We start from the raw sequence: 21883 nt of genomic DNA, 5'->3' as shown, positions 1-21883 counted from the left end.
ACATATATTTACGTGATATTGTTGCTCTTACTTGTTTGGTCAAAAATAAGGAGCTTGTCGGACAGAAGCGTGTGTACATGAATATGGTAGAGGATTTTCAGCAATATTTTGATGATAAAACAGTGATGAAAGTACAAGAGATACTGACCGAATTACATAAAAATAAACAAGTAGAAATTGTGTAAAATAGCAAAGGGGAGAAAAGGATATGTCTAATTCGATGGTTGAAAATCAAACAGAACAGATTTCAGTATTTTTAGAAGAAGTGATTACTTTAATAACGAATTATGTGAATTACCATTCACTACCTTCGTTACTGGAAGAGACACCAGCAGGTGATAAACATTATTATGAGGAATTGTTGGCATCAATAAGGAGGCTTCTTGTATTCTGTGAAGAAGGACTGGATGCATGTCTAGTTTTACTAAATAGTCAACCATTTCGAAAGACGGCCGCCGAGAAAACATTATATAAAATTTATCATCAAGTGATTGCTGAATTTTTCTCGCCAAAAAGTGATCAGTGGTATGAAAATAGCCGTTCTGCATATACGGGAAAAAACTCCATTGTTTTTCAACAGACACCGCCTTACTCCATGGAAAAAATAATGAAGGAATTAGAAGGTAAATTCCAGACGATGCGTGAGGAATTGGAATATTATGAAACAGATTATCAAACAAAGATGCTGCACAAATATTAATGTGAAGCTGAAGGTTATACATGATTTTGAGATATACCAAAAAGGTGTGAAATAACGTAAAGAAGCTGGGGAAACTCAGCTTCTTTTACTTTTCTGCGCGGTATATAAGGTTCCTGATTTGAATATAGTTAAAGTGGATAGTATCGAGGAGGTGTGACATGAGTCAACAAGGTGTATTTACAGATTACTTTCATGAAGTAGAGAGTTGGTGTGAAAGTGTTCTTCATGTATTAGATAGCCGTGCAATGGAAGTGTATGATGTTCATATGCTTGCTTATAAGATTCAAATGCTACTAGAACGTATGAAAGAAAATGAATATGAGACAGATGCTGCATTTATATATGAAATAAGTGATGATGTAGAACATATCCAGCATCATTTGCAAGAACTTTTTATGCAAGAAGATGAACAATATGAGTTGTATGAAAGGTCGTATACAGAAAGGTCCGTTCCAATTGGGGGACACACGCTTCCTCCGTTACCTTATCCATATAATGCGCTGGAACCTTACATCTCTCGAGACATTATGATGTTACATCATGATAAACATCATCGTAGCTATGTAGAAGGTTTGAATAAAGCTGAGAAAATGATGGAAGAAGCAAGAAAAACAAATCAGTTTGATTTAATTAAGCATTGGGAAAGAGAAGCTGCATTTCATGGGTCAGGACATTATTTGCACACGATATTTTGGAATAACATGAAAAAAGATGGGGGCGGGAGTCCAAGGGGGGCATTATCGCAAGAAATTGAGAAAGATTTTGGGAGCCTTTTACGTTTTCAAAAGCATTTTACAGAGGCCGCATTGAAAGTAGAGGGATCTGGCTGGGCAATTCTTGTATGGGTTCCTCGTTCAGGAAGATTAGAAATTCTACAAAGTACACTGCATCAGCTATTTACACAGTGGGATACGATACCATTACTTGTACTTGATGTGTGGGAACATGCTTATTACTTACAGTATCAAAATAGAAAAGATGAATACATTAAAAATTGGTGGAATGTTGTGAATTGGCCGGATGTGGAAAAGCGATTTGAGAGTGCGAAACAAGTTGAGTGGACCCCGTATTAGACGCATATTTGTGCGTCTTTTTTGCTGAGATAGAAAAGAATATTTCATTCATATTTTAAGGGGCCAGGCATACACTTGTACAAAAAGTGCCAAAAGGACGTGGGGGAAATATGAGACGAACTTGGATTGTGATTGCACTTCTTATAATGTGTGCAGGTGTTATACCGATTCCTACATATGCACAAATGAATGATGTGAGCGCCCATAATGCCATATTAATGGAAGAACAATCTGGACGTGTTTTATATGGAAAACTAGAACATGAATCACAAAAAATCGCTAGTATTACGAAAATTATGACCGCTTTACTAGCTGCTGAATCTGGCAAAATGAAAGAAACGGTTTCCATTAGTAACGAGGCAGTTCGTGTAGAAGGATCAGCTATTTATTTAAAACCTGGACAAAAAGTAAAGCTAGAGGATTTAGTTTATGGTCTGATGCTTCGATCTGGTAATGATGCGGCACAAGCAATTGCTGAAAATGTTGGAGGAAGTATAGAGGGATTTGTGTATTTAATGAATGAAAAAGCGAAAGCAATTGGCATGAAAGATACACACTTTTCAAATCCCCATGGTTTAGATGGTGATGGCACGCATTATTCGTCCGCATATGATATGGCACTTTTAACGAGGTATGCAATGGGAAATGAAACGTTTCGGAAAATTTCCGGGACAAAAACATACCAATCGAAATCGTGGGACTATCCATGGAAAAATAAACATAAACTTGTGACATCTTATTATGAATTTGCAACAGGCGGAAAGACAGGATTTACAAAAAAAGCAGGGCGAACACTTGTTACAACAGCTTCGAAAGATGGACTAGATTTAATTGTGGTGACGCTCAATGCGTCTAATGATTGGGACGACCATATGTATTTATTTGATCAGGGATTTAAACAATACAAGCTGACGAAGGTTTTAGGACAAGGGGCACTCTCTGAACTAAAAGAAAAGAAATATGCAAATCATGTTTATACAAAAAATGATTTCTTTGTACCGTTAACAAGAGACGAGAGAAAACAAGTTTTGTTAAAAGTGGAACTTGATAAAAGCGTAAATTTGATAGATGGGGAAAAAGTAGGGAAAACAGTAGTTTATGTCGGTAACGAAAAAGTAGGAGAACGCAATTTATTTTATAGTAAGCGAAAATTGATTGCTACAACCGGACCTTATTGGAATAATGTGAGAGAAATTTTTTCTTATATGTTAGGTGTTGGAACAGATGGTTAACCTTGTATGGGTGGCGATGGCGATTGTTGGGATTGTATATGCGATGATGAACGGAACGATGGAAGAAGTAAACAAAGCGGTTTTTGAAGGATCAAAAGATGCAGTAACAATTTGTATTGGGCTTATTAGTGTTTTAGTTTTTTGGTTAGGTTTAATGAAGATTGCCGAGGAGGCAGGTTTATTAAAGAAGTTAGTCTCATTTTTCATGCCGGTGGTAAAGAGATTATTTCCAGAAATACCAAAGGATCACCCTTCAATGGGATTTATTTTATCTAATATGATGGCAAACTTTTTTGGACTAGGAAATGCGGCGACACCACTGGGGATTAAGGCTATGGAGCAGCTTAAAGAGTTAAACGGAGGAAAGGATTCTGCAAGCCGTTCTATGGTGACATTTTTAGCTTTAAATACTTCTGCAATTACATTGATTCCGACCACTGTAATTTCAATTCGGATGACATATGAATCAGCGAATCCTACTGAAATTGTTGGCGTTACGTTTATCGCGCAAGTACTATCGATGATCGGAGCGATTTGGATTGACCGCTATTTTTACCGAAGAAGGAGTAGAAAGGGGCGGAAAAAGTGAGTATTGTTAATACGATTTCATTATGGGTAATTCCATGTGTCATTGGATTTATATTATTGTACGGAACGATAAAAAAAGTTCCGACATATGAATCATTTGTAGAAGGTGGAAAAGAAGGGATTCAAATCGCCGTCTCTATTTTACCATTCATGGTAGGGATGCTTGTATCCATTTCTATTTTTAGAGCATCTGGAGCGCTAGATGCGATGATATCGGTAATGAAACCGATGTTAGATATGATTCATGTACCGGCAGAAATTGTCCCACTCGCACTTATACGTCCAATTTCAGGATCAGCTGGTTTAAGTATTACAACAGATCTAATTGCTACATATGGGCCAGATTCATTTATTGGAAGGTTAGCGTCTACGATGCAAGGGAGTACAGATACAACATTTTATATTTTAACAGTGTATTTTGGAGCTGTTGGAATTCGTAAAATGGGTGATGCATTAAAGGTCGGATTGTTTGCTGATCTAATCGGTATTATTTGTTCTATCGTGTTTGTTTCGTTATTGTTTCATTAAACCTATTCATTTTTTGTGTCAATTCGCTTATAATACGTATACGACCACTATTAAGGTGCAACTTAATAGTGGTTTTTTTATGGAGTATTTTTGACAAAATAATGAACTTTTGTTGTGAACAGCAGGTAAGAAGGTACACAATAATAAAGGATAAAGTAGCGTTTGTCCTTTATAAGTTTGTAACTATAGCTATGTTGTTTATGATAGGCGAGGCAAATCGTCGTATACCTTAGGCGGTTGCCAAGTCTTTCTAATGAAGGTAAGATAAATTTGAGGTGAAAAAAGGAAATGGAACGACTACAAAAAGTGATTGCACAAGCAGGTATTGCATCAAGAAGGAAGGCTGAAGAACTAATTCAGCAAGGGAAAGTGAAAGTTAACGGTCAAATAGTGACTGAGTTAGGAACGAAAGTAACTCCACAAGATAAAGTAGAAGTAAATAATATCCCTCTTGAAAAAGAAGAACCTGTTTATTTCTTACTATATAAACCAACAGGCGTAATTTCGAGTGTGTCAGATGATAAAGGAAGAAAAGTTGTTACAGACTTTTTCCTTGATATCCAGCAGCGTCTATTCCCAATTGGGCGTTTAGACTATGATACGTCTGGTGTATTACTTATGACAAACGATGGTGACTTTGCAAACATATTGATGCATCCGAAGTATAAGGTTGAGAAAACATATGTTGCGAAAGTAAAAGGGCCATTAACAGGTGAGAAGATTCGCATGCTGGAAAAGGGTGTTGTATTAGAAGATGGAAAAACAGCACCAGCACATGTGAAAATTCTTTCTTGGGATAAACGTAAAGAGATGGCAATTGTACAATTAACAATTCATGAAGGACGCAATCGTCAAGTTCGTCGTATGTTTGAAGCACTTGGCTGTAAAGTAATGAAGTTAAAACGTGAACGTTATGCCTTCTTAGAAGCGGGTAGCTTACGTCCTGGTGATGCGAGAGAGCTGTCACCTCATGAAGTGAAGCAATTGCGTGCACTTGCCTCTACAAAACCAAGATAAGCGGTCAAGTGAAACTGTTATTCGTGCTTTTATGCCTATGAATGGTTATTCTTCACCAATGGGGCTTTTATGCGGGATAAAATGAACCTTTCACCAGTGGGGTGTTCCGCTGGTGAAAGGTAAATAAAACGCTTTTGTAAGCGATTATACAGCGACAGATAAAACAGTGATTGCAGCAAAATGTTTATAAATATTCATCAAAGAGAGGAGAGGAAATATGAAGAAGAATCGTTTATTATTTCGCGTTCTCATCTTGCTTATTTTAAGTGTCGCCGTAGGATTTACACTGTATCAAGGATTTTTTGCTGATAAAGAAAAGGTGCAAATTGGGAAAACAGCACCTAACTTTGTTGTTACAGATTTAGAAGGAAAAAAAATTGAACTCAAAGATTTGAAAGGAAAAGGAGTATTTTTAAATTTTTGGGGAACATGGTGCAAGCCGTGTGAAAAAGAGATGCCGTATATGAATGAGTTATATCCAAAATATAAAGATAAAGGCGTTGAAATCATTGCATTAGATGCAGATGAAACGAATATTGCGGTGAAAAATTTTGTGGATCAATATGGATTGAAATTTCCAGTTGCGATTGATAAAGGTTCAGAAATAATAAGTACATATGGTGTTGGACCACTACCAACAACGTTTTTGATTGATAAAGAAGGCAAGGTAATCGAAATGATTACTGGTACACAAACGAAGGAACAGATGGAAGAGTATTTAAAGAAAATTACTCCATAATAAAGAAAGCCTTTACATAATGAAGAGAAATATTTAGATAGAAGAAGGTGCTTTGCGTTGTCATAGCACCCCTGTTTAAAAATTCTGAGTATTGCGTTAACTTAAGTTAAGGCGATACAATAATAATATAGAAATAAGAGGCGGTGAGAATGTTGGAACAGATAAAGTGTGAATGTGGCCATGTAAATCCAATAGGCACAATTTTTTGCGAAGCTTGCGGGAAACCGTTTGAAAACAATGAAGATGCACAATTATTGGATATGCGCTATGAGGGAAGCGCACGGCGTTCTCTCACTCATACAAAAACGATAGTCGATAAAATTTGGAGTTTTTTCTCTTCTGTCAAAGTAGGTGTATGGCTCATTGTTATTACTTTGGTGGCATCGGCGGTGGGCACAATTTTTCCGCAAGAAATGTACATACCTCCAGGTGTTACCCCAGCTGAGTATTATGAAAAGGAATATGGCTTTTTGGGGCAACTATATTATCAATTAGGTTTTAATAACTTGTATAGTTCATGGTGGTATATGATTTTGATTGCGTCAATTGGTATTTCACTTGTGATATGCAGTTTGGACCGAGTAATTCCGCTTTATAAGGCTTTAAAGAAACAGGGAGTAAAAAGACACCCGAGTTTTTTAAAGAGACAACGATTGTATGGGACAGGTTCTCCGAAAGAGGGAGAACTAGAGCGAATTCAAGCTAATTTAAAGAAGAGGAATTATAATGTAAGGATCGAAGGTGAAAATATTTTAGCGGAAAAAGGCCGCTTCTCTCGTTGGGGGCCATATGTAAACCATATTGGTCTTATTATTTTTCTATTCGGAGCAATGCTGCGTTTTCTTCCAAGTATGTATGTGGATGAATCACTTTGGCTACGAGATGGTGAAACAAAGGAAATTCCAGGAACTAACGGGGAATATTATTTAAAAAATGAGAAATTCATAAAAGAAGTTTATGATAAAGAAAATAAAGAAGACAAGGTATTTGATACTGCAATTAATCGTATAGGCGATAAAATGATTGCGAAAAACTATCAAACGAATGCTGTTTTGTATAAAGCGGTAGGAGAAAATATAGTAGGGCAAAAACCGAAACTAGAAAAGGTAAAAGAGGCTAAGATTCGTGTAAATGAACCACTCAAGTTTAATGATTTTGCTTTATATCAATACTCGTTTAAAGAGAGTGAGTTTCGGAGTATGTCCTTTTATTTACAGAATAAAGAAAGTAATCAAAAATGGGGACCGATTAAGGTGGATTTAACAAATCCACAGGAAACATATGATTTAGGAGACGGATATTCTCTTACACTATTAAGCTATTTTCCAGATTTTTATTTTGATGAAAGTGGTAAGCCAAATACAAAGACAAAACTTCCGAATAATCCAGCCTTTGTTTTTAAAATGTTTACACCCCAAACACCGGAAGGGGAAGTGAGTTTTGTTGGTATTCGACAAAATATAGAAGCGGAAGGGAACAATAAATATAAAATGGCATTTGCAGGAGTAGAAATGCAAAATGCAACGGCGCTCATTGTACGAAAAGATTTGACGCTATGGATTCTTGGAATCGGAGGGTTTATCTTCATGGTTGGCGTAATTCAAGGGATGTATTGGAATCATCGCCGTATTTGGATACAAAAGGTTAAAGATGAATGGTGGATTGCTGGCCATACAAATAAAAACTGGTTTGGTTTAAGAAAAGATGTTGAAAGAGTATTAGAAGGAACATCAATTCCACAACCGTATGACAAAGTAAATGATAAAAAAATTAGCTAAGGTGGGGAGAATATATGGTGCAGATAAGCAGTAATTTCCTGTTTGCCGCTTTCATTTTATATTTAATTGCAACACTGTTCTTCGGGGGAGCAATTAAAGAAAAGGGTCGGAAGTGGGCGAGTATAGGTATAACCATAACAATTTTAGGATTTGCCGCTCAAACTGTATACTTTGTAACAAGGTGGATTGCTTCAGGGCATGCACCAGTAAGTAATTTCTTTGAGTTTGGTACATTCTTTGGCATGATGCTTGTTGGTGCTTTTATTGTTATGTACTTTATGTATCGTGTAAGCATAGTGGGATTATTTGCTTTACCAGTAGCTCTTTTATTAATTGCATATGCAAGTATGTTCCCAAGAGAAATTTCACCGCTTATTCCATCGTTGAAAAGTAATTGGCTACAAATTCATGTAACAACGGCAGCAGCTGGACAAGCTATTTTAGCAATTAGTTTTATTACAGGTGTCATGTACTTGCTTAAAAATGTAGATCAGTCAAAAAGGACGAAACGGACATTTTGGCTAGAGACAGTCGTGTTTACACTCGTTTGTGCTATCGGATTTATAGCGGTAACAACAGTTTATTCGGCAACGAAATATGAAGCGAAATTTCAATGGGTGGATAAAAATGAACAAAAAGTCGAGATGAAATATAATCTCCCTGCGCTAGTTGGACCTCATGAAGGGAAGTTAATGACAACTGGTAAGTTTGAACCTATTGCAGAAATGCCCGCTATAATAAATGCAAAGAAATTAAACACAGTGATTTGGTCACTGCTTATTGGAACGGGGCTTTATATTGTATTAAGGTTAATTTTACGAAAAAGAGTATCAGCGGCCCTTCAACCAATAGTCAAAAACGTTAGTAGTGATTTACTTGATGAAATTGGCTACCGTTCGATTGCGATAGGATTCCCCATCTTTACGTTAGGTGCATTAATCTTTGCGATGATTTGGGCGCAAGTTGCATGGACACGATTTTGGGGTTGGGATCCAAAAGAAGTTTGGGCACTTATTACATGGCTCTTTTATGCGACAGTTTTACATTTACGTTTATCTAAAGGGTGGCATGGAGAAAAGTCTGCATGGCTTGCAGTAATTGGGTTTGCGATAATTATGTTTAACTTTATTGCGGTAAATTTAGTTATTGCTGGTTTACATTCATATGCGTAAGATATTTATCACGCCTCAAAGCCCGGTAAAAGAAAAGGAGTTAGGTAGGAGAGAGTTCCTTTAAATAGGGAAGTGAATGTCACTTTCCTATTTTATTTTTGTTAACTTTTCTTCTTTTTTGAGAAAAACATGGCAAAGTATATGTTGATTTTGTAAAATGATGTCGAGGACTAAATGCCCTGTTCAAAAAAAATACATAGTTTTGGAAAAAAAATGAACAGACTTTATTATTCTTGTGAAGCATAATATCTAAGGTGGAGGGTTTATCACTTTGGAACTATCTATTATGAAATAAGGATAAATACAGTATTATATTGTAGAAAGGTAGGTGTGAACCGTTGCGGTAATTTGATACGCAGCGGGTAGCAATGGAGAATGAACCAAGAATTTTAATCGTAGATGATGAGGACCGTATTCGTCGCTTATTAAAAATGTATTTAGAAAGAGAGCAATACACCATTGATGAAGCTGACAATGGTGACACGGCTTTAGAAAAGGCGTTGCAAAATGACTATGATTTAATTTTATTAGATATCATGATGCCTGGAAAAGACGGGATTGAAGTTTGTAAGGGAATTCGTGAAAAAAAAGCAACACCAATTATCATGCTGACAGCAAAAGGCGAAGAAGTAAATAGAGTACAAGGATTTGAAGTTGGTTCGGATGACTACATTGTGAAGCCGTTTAGCCCGCGTGAAGTCGTTCTTCGTGTGAAAGCGGTATTACGTCGCTCTGTCCCAACAACATTCTTTACACAAGATACAACAACAAAAGATGTAACTGTATTCCCGCATCTAACAATTGATAACGATGCGCACCGTGTTACAGCGGATGGGAATGAAGTAAACCTAACACCGAAAGAATATGAATTACTACTCTTTTTAGCGAAGGCTCCAGATAAAGTATTTGATCGTGAGCAATTATTAAAAGAAGTATGGCAATATGAGTTCTTTGGAGATTTACGTACAGTAGATACACATGTAAAGCGTTTACGTGAAAAATTAAGTAAAAAATCGCCTAATGCAGCGAAGATGATTGTTACTGTATGGGGGGTAGGTTACAAGTTTGAGGTTGTGAACGACTGATGCTTTGGAGAAGTGTAGTAGGGAAGTTATGGATGACCATATTACTTCTTGTTTCATTTGTTCTTGGCTTTGTTGCTATTTTACTTTCCCAGTTTTTTAGAACGTACTATGTAGATATGAGTGAAGCAAGGCTCACGAAAGTGGCAACAAGCGTTACAGAACTTATTGAAGAGGGAGCGAATGTAGAGACAATTGAGAATATTGCATATAAGTTCGCTGACCCACTCTCACGCATTATTATTGTGAAAGATGGTAAGGAATTTTCTTCTTCTCCGAAACAAGAAGGATTGGTAACTCTTACAATAGATGATTTAAAAAAGGATAAAGAATTAGCAGCTGTTTTTACAGATAAAAAAGAAAATAAAAATAAGATTAGAAAATTTTCTGATGGGAAAATGAAACAAAATTCGGAAAATGATATTATGATTGTTGGTAAACCACTCCACTCAACAAATAATAGTGCAGTGTTTGTATATGAATCGTTACAAGTTCCGATACAAGGTATGGAGAAGGCAACAGACTTTATTTTTCTATCAGCAGGAATTGCGATTATTTTAACAACGTTCTTTGCATTCTTCTTATCGACGCGCATTACAGCGCCGCTTCGTAAAATGCGTGAGGTTGCCTTTGAAGTAGCCCGCGGAAAATTTGATACGAAAGCACCTATGGTTTCGCAGGATGAGATTGGGGAGCTAGCAACGGCGTTAAATCAGATGGGAAAACAATTGAAGTTTAACATGAACGCACTGCAACAAGAAAAAGAACAGTTGTCTAGTATTTTAAGTAGTATGGCAGACGGTGTTGTTACTTTAAATCAAGAGTGTGAAGTTGTTGTTATTAATCCACCAGCAGAACACTTTTTACAAGTTTGGCAAGAGGAAAAGGAATTAGAGTTAAGAAGGAATTTACCACCTGAGCTTGTTGAATTATTCCATCTTGTAGTAGAAAGCGAACAACAGCAAGTTATTGAGATTAATCTTCAAAAGGGTAACTATGTTGTGCTGATGACACCTCTTTATAATCAAACAAAAATTCGTGGTGCTGTGGCAGTTCTTCGAGATATGACAGAAGAACGCCGTCTTGAGAAAATGCGTAAAGACTTCATTGCCAATGTATCACATGAACTGCGTACACCAATGGTTATGCTTCAAGGGTATAGTGAAGCAATTTTAGATGACATTGTTCAAACAAAAGAAGAAATAAATGAATTTGTACAAATCATTTATGACGAGTCTGTTCGTCTAGGACGTCTTGTAAATGAACTGTTAGATTTAGCTCGCATGGAAAGTGGTCATGTGGAATTGCATATATCAGAAGTGGATATTCATCCATTTGTCGAGAAAATTGGTCGTAAATTCCAAGGGATTGCAAAGGATAAAGAAGTGCAGTTGACAGTGGATTTTCGCCATCCAATCGAACAACATCCGTTTGATCCGGATCGTATGGAACAAGTACTGACAAATTTAATTGATAATGCAATCCGCCATACAAGTGCAGGTGGGCGTGTTACGCTCGCAATTGATACGAAAAATAATGGACTTGTATTTGAAGTGCAAGATTCAGGGGCCGGTATTCCTGAGGAAGATATTCCATTTCTGTTTGATCGCTTCTATAAAGCTGATAAAGCAAGAACACGCGGGAAAACAGGTGGTACTGGTCTAGGCCTTGCAATTGCAAAAAATATTGTGCAAGGTCATGATGGGAAAATTTCTGTATCAAGTGTTGTTGGCGAAGGAACGACATTCTCTGTATATTTACCAGATCAAGTGCTTTAAACCTTCATGTCAATTATAGATCGTTGTACATGATTAACAGATACAAAAGTTCTACTGTTTTTTATTCTTGTTGAGTTATAATAGTTTCTCAATTGAATAAAGAGTAGTAGGACTTTTTGTTTTTTCTCCCGGTTCTGAGGAGAGTTGTTTTTGATTGAATCAAGTGAAATTTAGGCGATTTAGATATAATAATGAGTGAATCGATAGAAACGAAAAAGAGAGGTGTGAGAATAAGTTGAAATTATATACAAAAACCGGAGATAAAGGACAAACGAGTGTAATTGGAAGGCGGGTTGATAAGGATCATATTCGTGTTGAAGCATACGGTACGATTGATGAGGTGAATTCTCATATTGGATATGCGATGACTATGCTGCAGAACGGGCAATTTAAAGACATTTATAGTGAACTTGAAAATATTCAGCATGAATTGTTTGATTGTGGCGGAGATTTAGCGATTGTAGAGAAAAAGATACCTTATAAAGTAAAAGAAGAGATGGTTATATATTTAGAAGAACGAATTGATCATTACATAGAGGAAGCTCCTCCGTTAGAACGTTTTATTTTACCTGGAGGGAGCGGGGCGTCTACAGTGATTCATATTGCTCGTACAGTAACAAGAAGAGCTGAGCGGAACATTGTATCATTAGGGAAACAAGAAGAAATGAATGAAATGGTCTTGCGATATATGAATCGATTATCCGATTATTTATTTGCAATTGCTAGGGTGATTAATACACGTCTACAAATAAAAGATGTTGAATATAATCGAAGTGCAATCGTGTTTCGTGATAAAGAAGAGAAGAAAGTGGAATGAGCCACTTTCTTTTTTTGTATACTTTTTTTCGTATTATACCACAATAGAGAAAGTATGACGGTTATTAGAAAACGGAGGATATATATGAAAGCTTTAAAAGTTAGCGTAATGATGCTGGGATTGTTATTTATATCTCAATTACATGTTTACGCTGAGGACAAACAGTGGACATGGCCTGTTGATGGAAGAATTAGTGATTATTTTGGAACAAGGCATGGAAAACACTATGGAATTGATATAGCAGCCCCAATTGGAACACCAGTTGCGGCTATTCAAGGTGGTGTGGTAACGAAATCTTATTTTTCAAATAGTTATGGACATGTTGTTTTTATTAAGCATGGAGAATATGAAGCTGTTTATGCTCACCTAAATAAGAGATATGTAACTCAAGGGACTCGTATTGCAAGAGGAGAATTGATTGGTGAAGTAGGAAATACAGGTGAATCACGAGGGGCGCATCTACACTTGGAAGTCCATCATGGACGTTGGACAATTGAGAAAAGAAATGCAATGAATCCTTTGCTTGTCTTGAATGAGGAAAAACACCAAGTAGTTTCATCATCACTATATGTCGTGCAAAAGGGAGATACGTTGGCTCGGATTGCACGTAAGTTTGGGACGACAGTTGATGCGATAAAAGCAAAAAATGAGTTGAGGAAAGACCAAATTTATCCAAATCAAAAATTGTATATTAATTAAAACAAGAGCTAGTCGAACTAGCTCTTGTTTTACCAAAAAATAAAGACACATATAAATCCAGAAATAGCTAAATAGCTATAATAGTAAAAGACTTTTGCTCTCGTTTTTTCTTTCGTTCGAAATAATACAATGGTTGGTTCGATTAAGCCGATCGTGAAACATAATAGGCCAAGGAGCATACAACCGATAGAAAAAGAATACAAGGCAACTTGTACTTGAAATGGAAGGAACCATTTTAATGAAAATGCGATAAGTGCGGTATAACAAATGCTGCCAATGTATTTGTTTAATGTTGTATTAGAACGAAAACCTGGAAGCTTTTTAAAAAAGGACCGGGAAACAACCTCAGTTTGTAGAGATGTGTGTTCCTCTATTATTTTTTGAGCTTCTTTTCCTTTATGAAAAAGAGATAGAATCCAGTTGCGTTTCCCTTGGAAAACGAATTGTGAGGTTGTTAAATAGTGATCGACCTTCACTTTTTCCCAACTTTTCCATGTGTGACGCTCACATAACTTCAGTTTACTTTCTGTTTGCTTATCATACTGATAAATGCTTATGCCTTCTTTATCAAAAGTAGCATAGTATGTTTCGCTTGAAAATGTGCCTAAATCAATTGGACAGTAGAAAAGTAATTCTTTTTTTAAATAAAAGTATTCTTTTCGTAAGTTTTTTTTCATCGTTTCTCGAATAGAGTGTCTTTTCTCTTTCTTCATGACATTTCCTCCATATTAAGAAAATGCTCTTATCTTAACAATTCAACATCTTATCACTTTTCTGTATGAATGACTAGGGAATTGAGTAGGAAAAAGCCGAATGATAAAAAATATGGGTTGTATTGTAAAATAGTTGGACGAAATTTTTTGTTGAGAATAAGGGGGGGTAATTAACTTACTTTTAATAAGCTACAATCTTTTTTGTTCACAACTGTATTATATTGGTGTATAATAGGAGAGAAAATAGAATATCGGTCTATCTTCGGGGCAGGGTGAAAATCCCGACCGGCGGTGATGAATAATTATTTTTCGTTCTAAGCCCGCGAGCCGTTAAGGCAGGATTTGGTGTGATTCCAAAGCCGACAGTATAGTCTGGATGGGAGAAGATGGAGGTTCAAGCGTTCAAAAAAGATAAGTGTTTGAACGTCTATTTGATGTGCCTAGAAATTCTCCCTTTGTGTAAAGCACAAAGGGTTTTTTCATGATATGAAAAAATAGGCATAGCAGAACCTTTCCACTTTCCATGAGATGATCGATGGAAAAGGAGAGAGAAGGATGAAACAAAAAAACAGTGTAGTACAAATGGTGAGTGTAGCGATGCTAAGTAGTATTGCGTACCTGCTTATGATGTTGGATTTCCCATTTCCAGGGCTTCCACCGTTCTTAAAAATTGACTTTAGTGATGTACCAGCTTTAATTGCAGCGATTATTTTTAGCCCGGTTGCAGGGGTGGTTGTAGAAGCGATAAAAAATATTCTTCACTATGGGATTCAAGGTAGCTTAACGGGAGTTCCTGTTGGAGAAATAGCAAATTTTATTGCAGGGTGTCTATTTATTGGTCCAGCAGCTTTCCTATTTCGGAAGCATCGCACAGTCAAAAGTTTAACAACAGGGTTGATGTTAGGGACAATTACTATGGCAGTCATTATGAGTGTACTAAATTACTTCATCATTTTACCGGCTTACACTTGGTTTTTAAATTCACCAGCTATGTCTAGCGGTGCTATGCGACAAACAATTGTAACAGCGATATTGCCATTTAATCTAATTAAAGGAATTGTTGTAACGGTCGTATTTGTAGCACTGTTTTCACGCTTAAAAGTATGGGTATTTGCAAAAATGAAAAACGCATAGAAATTTTGGCCATCAGAGGTAAAGATACTGCTGATGACCTTTTAAATGGTAAGCTAGATAAATAACAAAAAATCCCCCTCATAAAGATGAGGGGGGTTTTTTGAAGTTAATAAAAAGACTATTCGAATTTTAAAGCGTCACCGTCAAATGATTCGTCAGCAACTTTAATTGAGTCAGTTGGACAACCTTCAAATGCATCCATCATGTCATCAATTAATACGTCTGGAATTTCAACGATACCTTGGTTATCATCTAATGTTACAAATGCAATACCTTCATCATCATAGTCATAAATGTCTGGTGCAGCAGCTCCGCAAGCTCCGCATGCGATACAAGTATCTTTATCAACGATTGTATATTTTGCCATCTTTTTTCCCTCCTGATCATATGTATGTGAAAATATTCGCTATACAAATTATAACCTTATTGTAAAACGGTTTTTTAAACTTTTCAACATAAAATTATAATGATAATCCTTATCAATTAGAGTGTCAACTTATTTTTAATTTATTTCACAAGATTTTCGAAATGCCTAAATGCCAAGCAGTTTGATACAATAGTAAATATAAAGAGGAACTTTTATCAGTGAAGCATCCTAAGTAATGGGTAGCTTTCAACAATTCGGTGTTTGCAGTCAAGTAATGGACAAATCTTATTGAAAGGCGGAAGCGGTAATGCAGTTACAATATACTTTGTTATATTGTTTAAAACAATTGAATGGTGAAAGAACCGTTTCTTCCATTTACTATCTATTGAAAGGAAAACGTTCTTCACAAACATTACAAGATGGGAATATGTTTCAAATTTCTTTTCTTTTTGGAATATATAAAGCATTAACAAGGTACGATTATAATCAGGAAATTGCGTGTATTTTAAATGCAGAATGGATTGAAATTGTGCATGAAAATACATATGTATTAACAAGTGCTGGAGAGAAGCAATTAAATGGTTGGGAAAAAGCATTGCCCTTTCCGCAGCATTTACACGGTTTACATTATGGTGCTCTTGGTGAAGCTTTTTGGAAGAAGCTCTCATTAATCATTCAAACGGTGTCGAACTTACAACAGCAAAATACAAGATTCATTCCGATTCAACAAGATACAGAGGTAACGATGTGGGTTAAGGAATTTCTCATTGGGTTACCATACGTAAGGAGTGAACTTGCAACAGGACTGTGGGAAGAAATGCATCGACTATTAAAAGAAGTTGATCCAGTAGAAGCAACAATCCTGACCTATCGCTTAACTGGGTATGAACGAATTGGATATACATTGCAACAACTTGCAGAAATTACAAAACAAGATGTGTTCCGCGTACATCTATTATTTTGGGGCACGATTCATTTCTTTATTCAAGCCGTTCGTAAAAAGGAAAAAGAGTTTCCTTTATTGACAAAAATTATTTCCTATCCGAATGAAAGAGCAGATTTATTCAGTTTGTCAACGAGGAAGACGTATCAACTTTGGAAACAAGGCCGTTCTTTAGAAGAAATTGCAACAATTAGAAATTTAAAGCCCGCAACGATAGAAGATCATTTTGTTGAAATAGCGTTAAGAGAACGAGATTTTTCTATTGAGATGTTTGTAGAAAAGAATAAGATAGAGCAAGTGAAAAAAGTTATTGAAACATTACAAACACGCAAGTTACGTGTATTAAAGCAAGCGGTAGGAGAAGAAATTTCTTATTTTGAGGTCCGTCTTGTGTTAGCGCAGATGGAGGGTACAAATGAGACTTGAAGAGCATTTGAATAAGTGGTTTGGATATACTGAATTTCGTCAAGGACAGAAAGGTGTTATTACAGATTTGCTACAGGGGAAAGATGTTGTAGCAATGCTTCCGACTGGGAGAGGGAAATCTATGTGTTATCAACTTCCAGGTCTAATGCAAGAGGGGACAGTGCTGGTTGTATCCCCTTTATTATCTTTAATGGAAGATCAGGTTACACAGCTTAAATATGTCGCGAAAAATCGTGTAATTGCGTTTAATAGTTTTCGGACATTAAGTGAGAAAAGGAAAGCGATTAAAAATTTAGCATCGTATAAATTTGTCTTTGTTTCACCTGAAATGTTGCAATCTGAATTGCTAGTAAAGGAATTAAAAAAGATTCATATTTCCTTGTTTGTTGTAGATGAAGCACATTGTATTTCACAATGGGGATATGATTTTCGGACGGACTATAAAAAGTTAGATCAAGTTATTGTAAGTATTGGTCATCCACCTGTATTGGCACTAACAGCTACAGCAACAAAGGAAGTATTGCAAGATATTGTAGAGAGTTTAAAGCTTACCAATGCAGCTGAACATGTATATTCAATTGATCGTCCAAATATTGCAATGGAAGTACAATTTGTACAAACAATAGAAGAAAAAAAAGAAATGCTTCTCTCACACGTTACGTACTTACAAGGGCCAGGAATTATTTATTGCTCTAGTAGAGCTTGGACGGAGCGTTTAACAGAATATCTACGGAGTAAAGGTATAACAGATGTCGCTTTTTATCATGGTGGAATGGAGCATGAAGAGCGAATGTTAATCCAGCAACAATTTATGAATGATCAGTTGCAACTTGTTATATGTACAAGTGCTTTTGGAATGGGGGTAAATAAGCCAAATACGAGGTATATTATCCATTTCCATTATCCCACCAACATAGCCTCCTATTTACAAGAAATCGGTAGAGCAGGGAGAGATGGAGAAGCAAGTATTGCCATTTTACTATGTAGTCCACTGGATCATGATTTGCCAATCTCTATTATTGAAGATGAATTGCCAAATAAACAACAAATTCAATTTTTATTTTCTCTATTACAAGAAAGAATGTTTCAAACGAAAGTATTACCAATAGAAGATGTAGAAGAAATTTGTTATAATGCAGCAAGATTTAATGAGCAACACTGGCGTTTCGTACGTTATCATTTAGAAAAGATGAAAATCATACAACAGAGAAAGCTCATGCTAGAGTGCTTGTCAGATGAAAGTATACAAAAGTTAATATTAGAAGCGGATAGACGTCTTCACAATAAATACAGGCAATTAGAAAATATGAAATCGTGGCTGCAGTGTCAAGGGTGTAAGCGAGAACAGTTATTACATCAATTTGGCTATAGAAAGGAAGGCGAGCTGAAAAACTGTTGTGATTACTGCGGCATTACAAAAGAAGAGTATAAAAAAAGACGAGCAAGACAATCGGTTTTCGACTATAATTGGGAAACAGAGTTACAATTGCTCTTTGGTATGGGAGAACGGAGGAATGATGAGCATTCAAAGGCGTAGCGTTGAAGACATGAGTCCGAAAGAGATACGGCTTAATCTCTATATAACACAATTAATAATTATAAGTATTGGCTGCTTACTAGCCTATATATTATTTCCAAATCAGAATGAATTTTATAGTCTGTGGAAGTGGGAGCCAATCTCTATTCTTGTAATAGGCAGTGGGATAGCTTGTGGTGTTGTGTTATTAGATTATATCGCAATGAAAGTGTTACCGGAATCATGGTTTGATGATGGAGGTATTAACGACCGAATGTTTCGAGGAATGTCAGTCGTGCAATTACTGGTCGTTACCTTTGTTATTGGTTTCGCTGAAGAATTTTTATTTCGCGGGGTATTACAAACATATTTTGGACTTGTAATTGCGAGTCTTATTTTTGCTATTTTACATATCCGATATATAATGAAACCCTTTTTGTTTTGCTTTGTTTGTATAATAAGTTTTGTATTTGGATATGTGTTTCAATGGACAGGAAATTTGTTTATAACAATCTTTGCACACTTTCTTGTTGATTTTATAATGGGACTTCAATTAAGGAAATAAATGGAAGGTGGTGGTGAACAGCGTGAGAAAACAAATTCCTGATTTTGAAGAAGAGTTGGAAGAAGAACAAGTAGAAGAAGGTTTACCGCCGCGTAGCGAGGTTCATAGAAATAAAGAGAAGAAAAGTAAATTTAAGATTAATCACTTTTTTGTTCGAGTTTTAACATTTCTATTTATTTTGTTACCAATTTGTATTCTGTGGTATACGGATAAGTATATTGAAGTGCAAAGTTCAAAAGGAAGCAGTGAATCTGAAAAGAGTGCATTTGAAGTCATCTTTTTTGACTCAAATAAATCGGGAGAACAGAAGAAAACAGAGAAAACAGAGAAAACAGAGAAAACTGAAACTCACATTGTCAAAGAAGGTGAGACGTTGGAAAGTATTGGGAATCAATATTTTCCAGGTGAAGATGGGGCTATGATTATTAAAAAATATAACAATTTACAAGACGATCAGTTAGAAGAAGGACAGGAATTGAAAATCCCTATTAAAGAGAAGACGGAATAAAAGGAGTAAGATGATTAGTATAACGCAAAATGAGATAGTCTGTATCACATGTTTTTTGACAGGTATGATTTGCTAGGACTATATTTTATTTAGGAGAGAAGTTGAGAAGAATATATGCTATGGATTGGGTTAGGGAGTATGTTCATATGTATCGTCTTTATTTGTCTTTTTATAATGTATAGAGAAGCAATGCGTGATACATTATTGGAACATACTTTGTCATTTGTAAATTTTCCAACGAGTTTTCAAAGGGTTAGGATCTTTTTTATTTCCGATATTCATAAGAGAATTGTTTCCCGTTCATTAATTGAAAGGGTAAAAGGGAAAGCTGATCTTGTTATTATTGGTGGTGACTTAGCTGAAAAAGGTGTACCATTATCACAAATTGCTAATAATATTCAAATTTTAAATGAATTGGGCCCCGTTTATTTTGTGTGGGGAAATAATGATTACGAAATTGAATATCACGAATTAGATGCATTATTACTAGAACATGGTGTGAAAGTTTTAGATAATACAAGAGTATTATTTGAATCAGAATATGGAGAGAAGATATGTTTACTTGGGGTGGATGATGTTGGATTAGGGCGAGATCGTTTAGATCTGGCGTTGGCGGATTGTCAAGAACAAGGATTTCGGATTTTGATTAGTCACAATCCGGAAATTGTAAATAAAATGTCTGGACAGGAACAAATCTCACTCGTATTAAGCGGTCATACACATGGAGGACAAATTCGGTTCTTTCCTTTTAAACGGTATTTAAAGGGTGGCGTATATAAGCATTCGAATATGGTTTTATTTGTGAGTAATGGATATGGTACGACATTTATACCACTGCGTTTTCGAGCGCCTGCTCAAACGCACTTAATTACTTTGCAGGGGAAGGAATAAAAGATTTTTAATTTAAAGGTGGGGAAATGATGCCAACTTTAAAAGGGGAATATAATATAAAAGCAGTTTCAAATATGCTTGGAATTCAGCCTAGTACACTTCGAGCATGGGAGAGACGATATCATATTATTGCTCCAAGACGAAATGATGCGGGACACCGTTTATATACAGAAGAGCATATTCGAGTCTTAAAATGGTTAATGGACAAAGTGAATGAAGGAATTACGATAGGTCAAGCAGTGCAAATATTAGAGGGGAATCGGTTGCAAAATCACAATGTAATAGAAACAGCATATAATAAAGAAGTCCTTTTAGTAGACGATATCCTGCACTCTTTGTTAAAATTTGATGAAGCGCAAGCCTATGCGTTATTAAACGAGGCTTTTAGTATTTATTCAACAGAAAAAGTAATCACACATATATTTCTTCAAATTATGAATCAGTTAGAGATTTTGAGGAGAAATAATGAGATTACAATGGTACAAGTGCGATATATAGACTCGTTCTTATGCTCACGCATGGGAATGATTTATCATAATACACATACTCATTCCTCATTGCCAACAGTGTTAGCTCTATGTGGACTAGGTGAAGCTAGTACATTGCACCTCTTTGTTTTAACGACATATTTACGCTTAAAAGGTTATCAAGCTATGTATCTTGGGACAGGCTTAAGTGAAGAGGAAATTGATGTAACGATGGCACAATTGACACCTAAATATGTAGTTATATCTTGTTTACAAGAGCGAAATCTGAAAAGTACAATGAGGTGGATTCGTAAGTTGCAAAGTAAGAACCAAGGGCTTCGTGTTGGTCTTTTAGGGTTCGCAAGTCAATTTGTTTCAGAGGGAGACCAGTCTGAACTTCAGAATGTGCTCATGGGTAATACGAAAGAAGAATGGGATGAATGGTTAAAAATGTCGGAATAGTTGTTCGAAAAGAACCATCTATTTTCTATTTCATATAATAAAAATTATATTCAATGGTTACGTAGGGGGGTTATAAGATGAGGCTGGAACGTTTAAATTATAATAAAATAAAAATTTTCTTAACGTTTGATGATTTATCTGAGCGAGGATTGACGAAAGAAGATTTATGGAAGAATGCTCCAAAAGTACAGCAGTTATTCCGTGATATGATGCAAGAAGCAAATAAAGAACTTGGATTTGAAGCGGATGGTCCAATTGCAGTTGAAGTATTTTCTTTACAGGCACAAGGAATGGTTGTCATTGTAACAAAAGAAAATCACGAGGCGGATACAGAAGATGAGTTTCGTGATGAGTTTATTGAAATGCAAGTAACTCTAGATGAGAGTGAACATATATTATATGAATTTGCTACATTGGAAGATGTAATTAATTTGTCGAATCGTTTATATAACCTTGGTGTAACTGGCGGGAAGCTCTACACATGGGATGGGCGTTTTTATCTTTGGATGGAGGAAGAAACACAGCTCTTAAAAGCTGATTTTATTGCTATTTTAGCAGAATATGGCAATCCTTCCACAGTGACGATTTATCGTATTATGGAGTATGGAAAAGAGTTAATGGATTCTCAAGCGATTCAGCAAATACATCATTATTTTATTTTAAAACAAAACCTCAGCTAATACAAAAT

At 35.9% G+C, this 21883-nt stretch carries 23 protein-coding genes, 1 pseudogene and 1 riboswitch; of the genes and pseudogenes, 22 read left to right on the top strand and 2 right to left on the bottom strand.

The window, feature by feature from the left end; genetic code table 11:
• The 14 genes and pseudogenes from V7183_RS11340 to V7183_RS11275 all read left to right on the top strand — a co-directional run.
• Positions 1-185 (top strand): annotated as a pseudogene (locus V7183_RS11340) (hypothetical protein); the annotation flags it as partial.
• A gap of 23 nt (positions 186-208) precedes the next feature.
• Positions 209-700 (top strand): YpuI family protein, encoded by a 492-nt coding sequence (locus tag V7183_RS11335; protein ID WP_335359572.1) that lies wholly within the window; start codon positions 209-211, stop codon positions 698-700.
• A 158-nt stretch (positions 701-858) separates the two neighbouring features.
• Positions 859-1773 carry a superoxide dismutase gene (locus tag V7183_RS11330; protein WP_335359571.1) on the top strand — a complete coding sequence of 305 codons (915 nt, stop codon included), beginning with the start codon at positions 859-861 and terminating at the stop codon, positions 1771-1773.
• 110 nt (positions 1774-1883) lie between these two features.
• Positions 1884-3005 (top strand): D-alanyl-D-alanine carboxypeptidase family protein, encoded by a 1122-nt coding sequence (locus V7183_RS11325; protein ID WP_097897279.1) that lies wholly within the window; start codon positions 1884-1886, stop codon positions 3003-3005.
• Positions 2998-3594 (top strand): spore maturation protein SpmA, encoded by a 597-nt coding sequence (gene spmA, locus V7183_RS11320; RefSeq protein WP_097897278.1) that lies wholly within the window; start codon positions 2998-3000, stop codon positions 3592-3594. The genes V7183_RS11325 and spmA overlap by 8 nt, the downstream gene beginning before the upstream one ends.
• Positions 3591-4121 (top strand): spore maturation protein SpmB, encoded by a 531-nt coding sequence (gene spmB, locus V7183_RS11315; RefSeq protein ID WP_335359570.1) that lies wholly within the window; start codon positions 3591-3593, stop codon positions 4119-4121. The genes spmA and spmB overlap by 4 nt, the downstream gene beginning before the upstream one ends.
• A gap of 288 nt (positions 4122-4409) precedes the next feature.
• Positions 4410-5138, top strand: a complete 729-nt coding sequence (gene rluB / locus V7183_RS11310; protein ID WP_097897276.1) for a 23S rRNA pseudouridine(2605) synthase RluB — start codon at positions 4410-4412, stop codon at positions 5136-5138.
• 217 nt (positions 5139-5355) lie between these two features.
• Positions 5356-5877, top strand: a complete 522-nt coding sequence (resA, locus tag V7183_RS11305) for a thiol-disulfide oxidoreductase ResA (RefSeq protein ID WP_097897275.1) — start codon at positions 5356-5358, stop codon at positions 5875-5877.
• A 149-nt stretch (positions 5878-6026) separates the two neighbouring features.
• Entirely contained in the window at positions 6027-7655 is a 1629-nt protein-coding gene (locus tag V7183_RS11300; protein ID WP_335359569.1) for a cytochrome c biogenesis protein ResB, read from the top strand.
• Positions 7656-7669: 14 nt separating this feature from the next.
• A complete protein-coding gene (gene ccsB / locus V7183_RS11295) occupies positions 7670-8827 on the top strand; it encodes a c-type cytochrome biogenesis protein CcsB (RefSeq protein WP_335359568.1) in 1158 nt (385 codons plus the stop codon).
• A 368-nt stretch (positions 8828-9195) separates the two neighbouring features.
• Positions 9196-9912: a DNA-binding response regulator ResD gene (resD, locus tag V7183_RS11290; RefSeq protein WP_097897272.1), complete on the top strand. Its 717-nt coding sequence runs from the start codon at positions 9196-9198 to the stop codon at positions 9910-9912.
• The gene (locus V7183_RS11285) at positions 9912-11687 is read left to right on the top strand and encodes an ATP-binding protein (RefSeq protein ID WP_335359567.1); all 1776 of its coding nucleotides are present in this window, start codon (positions 9912-9914) and stop codon (positions 11685-11687) included. Before resD ends, V7183_RS11285 begins: the two co-directional genes overlap by 1 nt.
• 235 nt (positions 11688-11922) lie before the next feature.
• Positions 11923-12504 (top strand): cob(I)yrinic acid a,c-diamide adenosyltransferase, encoded by a 582-nt coding sequence (locus V7183_RS11280; protein WP_335359566.1) that lies wholly within the window; start codon positions 11923-11925, stop codon positions 12502-12504.
• 84 nt (positions 12505-12588) lie between these two features.
• Complete coding sequence (locus V7183_RS11275; RefSeq protein ID WP_335359565.1) at positions 12589-13203, top strand: peptidoglycan DD-metalloendopeptidase family protein; 615 nt, start codon at positions 12589-12591, stop codon at positions 13201-13203.
• A gap of 29 nt (positions 13204-13232) precedes the next feature.
• Here V7183_RS11275 and V7183_RS11270 read toward each other — a convergent pair whose 3' ends face one another.
• Positions 13233-13916, bottom strand: coding sequence for a hypothetical protein (locus tag V7183_RS11270; protein WP_335359564.1), 684 nt, complete (start codon positions 13914-13916; stop codon positions 13233-13235).
• Positions 13917-14170: 254 nt separating this feature from the next.
• Positions 14171-14308, top strand: a riboswitch (FMN riboswitch).
• A 163-nt stretch (positions 14309-14471) separates the two neighbouring features.
• Here V7183_RS11270 and V7183_RS11265 point away from each other — a divergent pair.
• Entirely contained in the window at positions 14472-15050 is a 579-nt protein-coding gene (locus tag V7183_RS11265) for an ECF transporter S component (protein WP_097897267.1), read from the top strand.
• A gap of 118 nt (positions 15051-15168) precedes the next feature.
• Here V7183_RS11265 and V7183_RS11260 read toward each other — a convergent pair whose 3' ends face one another.
• Complete coding sequence (locus tag V7183_RS11260; RefSeq protein WP_003206564.1) at positions 15169-15417, bottom strand: ferredoxin; 249 nt, start codon at positions 15415-15417, stop codon at positions 15169-15171.
• 307 nt (positions 15418-15724) lie between these two features.
• Between V7183_RS11260 and V7183_RS11255 the strand changes: the two genes are divergently transcribed.
• The 7 genes from V7183_RS11255 to V7183_RS11225 all read left to right on the top strand — a co-directional run bounded on the left by V7183_RS11255 (position 15725) and on the right by V7183_RS11225 (position 21875).
• A complete protein-coding gene (locus tag V7183_RS11255; RefSeq protein WP_335359563.1) occupies positions 15725-16786 on the top strand; it encodes a helix-turn-helix domain-containing protein in 1062 nt (353 codons plus the stop codon).
• The gene (locus V7183_RS11250) at positions 16776-18323 is read left to right on the top strand and encodes a RecQ family ATP-dependent DNA helicase (protein WP_335359562.1); all 1548 of its coding nucleotides are present in this window, start codon (positions 16776-16778) and stop codon (positions 18321-18323) included. The genes V7183_RS11255 and V7183_RS11250 overlap by 11 nt, the downstream gene beginning before the upstream one ends.
• Positions 18304-18867 carry a CPBP family intramembrane glutamic endopeptidase gene (locus V7183_RS11245; RefSeq protein WP_097897342.1) on the top strand — a complete coding sequence of 188 codons (564 nt, stop codon included), beginning with the start codon at positions 18304-18306 and terminating at the stop codon, positions 18865-18867. The genes V7183_RS11250 and V7183_RS11245 overlap by 20 nt, the downstream gene beginning before the upstream one ends.
• A gap of 22 nt (positions 18868-18889) precedes the next feature.
• A complete protein-coding gene (locus V7183_RS11240) occupies positions 18890-19375 on the top strand; it encodes a LysM peptidoglycan-binding domain-containing protein (protein ID WP_335359561.1) in 486 nt (161 codons plus the stop codon).
• A gap of 114 nt (positions 19376-19489) precedes the next feature.
• Positions 19490-20266: a metallophosphoesterase gene (locus tag V7183_RS11235; protein ID WP_335359560.1), complete on the top strand. Its 777-nt coding sequence runs from the start codon at positions 19490-19492 to the stop codon at positions 20264-20266.
• A gap of 29 nt (positions 20267-20295) precedes the next feature.
• Positions 20296-21195, top strand: coding sequence for a MerR family transcriptional regulator (locus V7183_RS11230; protein ID WP_335359559.1), 900 nt, complete (start codon positions 20296-20298; stop codon positions 21193-21195).
• A gap of 77 nt (positions 21196-21272) precedes the next feature.
• Entirely contained in the window at positions 21273-21875 is a 603-nt protein-coding gene (locus V7183_RS11225; RefSeq protein ID WP_097897261.1) for a genetic competence negative regulator, read from the top strand.
• The last annotated feature ends 8 nt before the right edge of the window (positions 21876-21883 follow it).

Origin of the sequence: Bacillus sp. JJ1127, assembly GCF_036965845.1 — a bacterium.
Lineage (GTDB): Bacteria > Bacillota > Bacilli > Bacillales > Bacillaceae_G > Bacillus_A.
The sequence above is the reverse complement of the archived record's forward strand: the minus strand, read 5'-3'. Positions and strand labels throughout refer to the sequence as shown.

Excerpts from the sequence above, each read along its gene's own strand:
- V7183_RS11335 (WP_335359572.1), top strand. The coding sequence starts at position 209 with ATGTCTAATTCGATGGTTGAAAATCAAACAGAACAGATTTCAGTATTT.
- V7183_RS11330 (WP_335359571.1), top strand. The coding sequence starts at position 859 with ATGAGTCAACAAGGTGTATTTACAGATTACTTTCATGAAGTAGAGAGT.
- V7183_RS11325 (WP_097897279.1), top strand. The coding sequence starts at position 1,884 with ATGAGACGAACTTGGATTGTGATTGCACTTCTTATAATGTGTGCAGGT.
- spmA (WP_097897278.1), top strand. The coding sequence starts at position 2,998 with ATGGTTAACCTTGTATGGGTGGCGATGGCGATTGTTGGGATTGTATAT.
- rluB (WP_097897276.1), top strand. The coding sequence starts at position 4,410 with ATGGAACGACTACAAAAAGTGATTGCACAAGCAGGTATTGCATCAAGA.
- resA (WP_097897275.1), top strand. The coding sequence starts at position 5,356 with ATGAAGAAGAATCGTTTATTATTTCGCGTTCTCATCTTGCTTATTTTA.
- V7183_RS11300 (WP_335359569.1), top strand. The coding sequence starts at position 6,027 with ATGTTGGAACAGATAAAGTGTGAATGTGGCCATGTAAATCCAATAGGC.
- ccsB (WP_335359568.1), top strand. The coding sequence starts at position 7,670 with ATGGTGCAGATAAGCAGTAATTTCCTGTTTGCCGCTTTCATTTTATAT.
- resD (WP_097897272.1), top strand. The coding sequence starts at position 9,196 with ATGGAGAATGAACCAAGAATTTTAATCGTAGATGATGAGGACCGTATT.
- V7183_RS11285 (WP_335359567.1), top strand. The coding sequence starts at position 9,912 with ATGCTTTGGAGAAGTGTAGTAGGGAAGTTATGGATGACCATATTACTT.
- V7183_RS11275 (WP_335359565.1), top strand. The coding sequence starts at position 12,589 with ATGAAAGCTTTAAAAGTTAGCGTAATGATGCTGGGATTGTTATTTATA.
- V7183_RS11270 (WP_335359564.1), bottom strand. The coding sequence starts at position 13,916 with ATGAAGAAAGAGAAAAGACACTCTATTCGAGAAACGATGAAAAAAAAC.
- V7183_RS11265 (WP_097897267.1), top strand. The coding sequence starts at position 14,472 with ATGAAACAAAAAAACAGTGTAGTACAAATGGTGAGTGTAGCGATGCTA.
- V7183_RS11260 (WP_003206564.1), bottom strand. The coding sequence starts at position 15,417 with ATGGCAAAATATACAATCGTTGATAAAGATACTTGTATCGCATGCGGA.
- V7183_RS11255 (WP_335359563.1), top strand. The coding sequence starts at position 15,725 with ATGCAGTTACAATATACTTTGTTATATTGTTTAAAACAATTGAATGGT.
- V7183_RS11250 (WP_335359562.1), top strand. The coding sequence starts at position 16,776 with ATGAGACTTGAAGAGCATTTGAATAAGTGGTTTGGATATACTGAATTT.
- V7183_RS11245 (WP_097897342.1), top strand. The coding sequence starts at position 18,304 with ATGAGCATTCAAAGGCGTAGCGTTGAAGACATGAGTCCGAAAGAGATA.
- V7183_RS11235 (WP_335359560.1), top strand. The coding sequence starts at position 19,490 with ATGCTATGGATTGGGTTAGGGAGTATGTTCATATGTATCGTCTTTATT.
- V7183_RS11230 (WP_335359559.1), top strand. The coding sequence starts at position 20,296 with ATGCCAACTTTAAAAGGGGAATATAATATAAAAGCAGTTTCAAATATG.
- V7183_RS11225 (WP_097897261.1), top strand. The coding sequence starts at position 21,273 with ATGAGGCTGGAACGTTTAAATTATAATAAAATAAAAATTTTCTTAACG.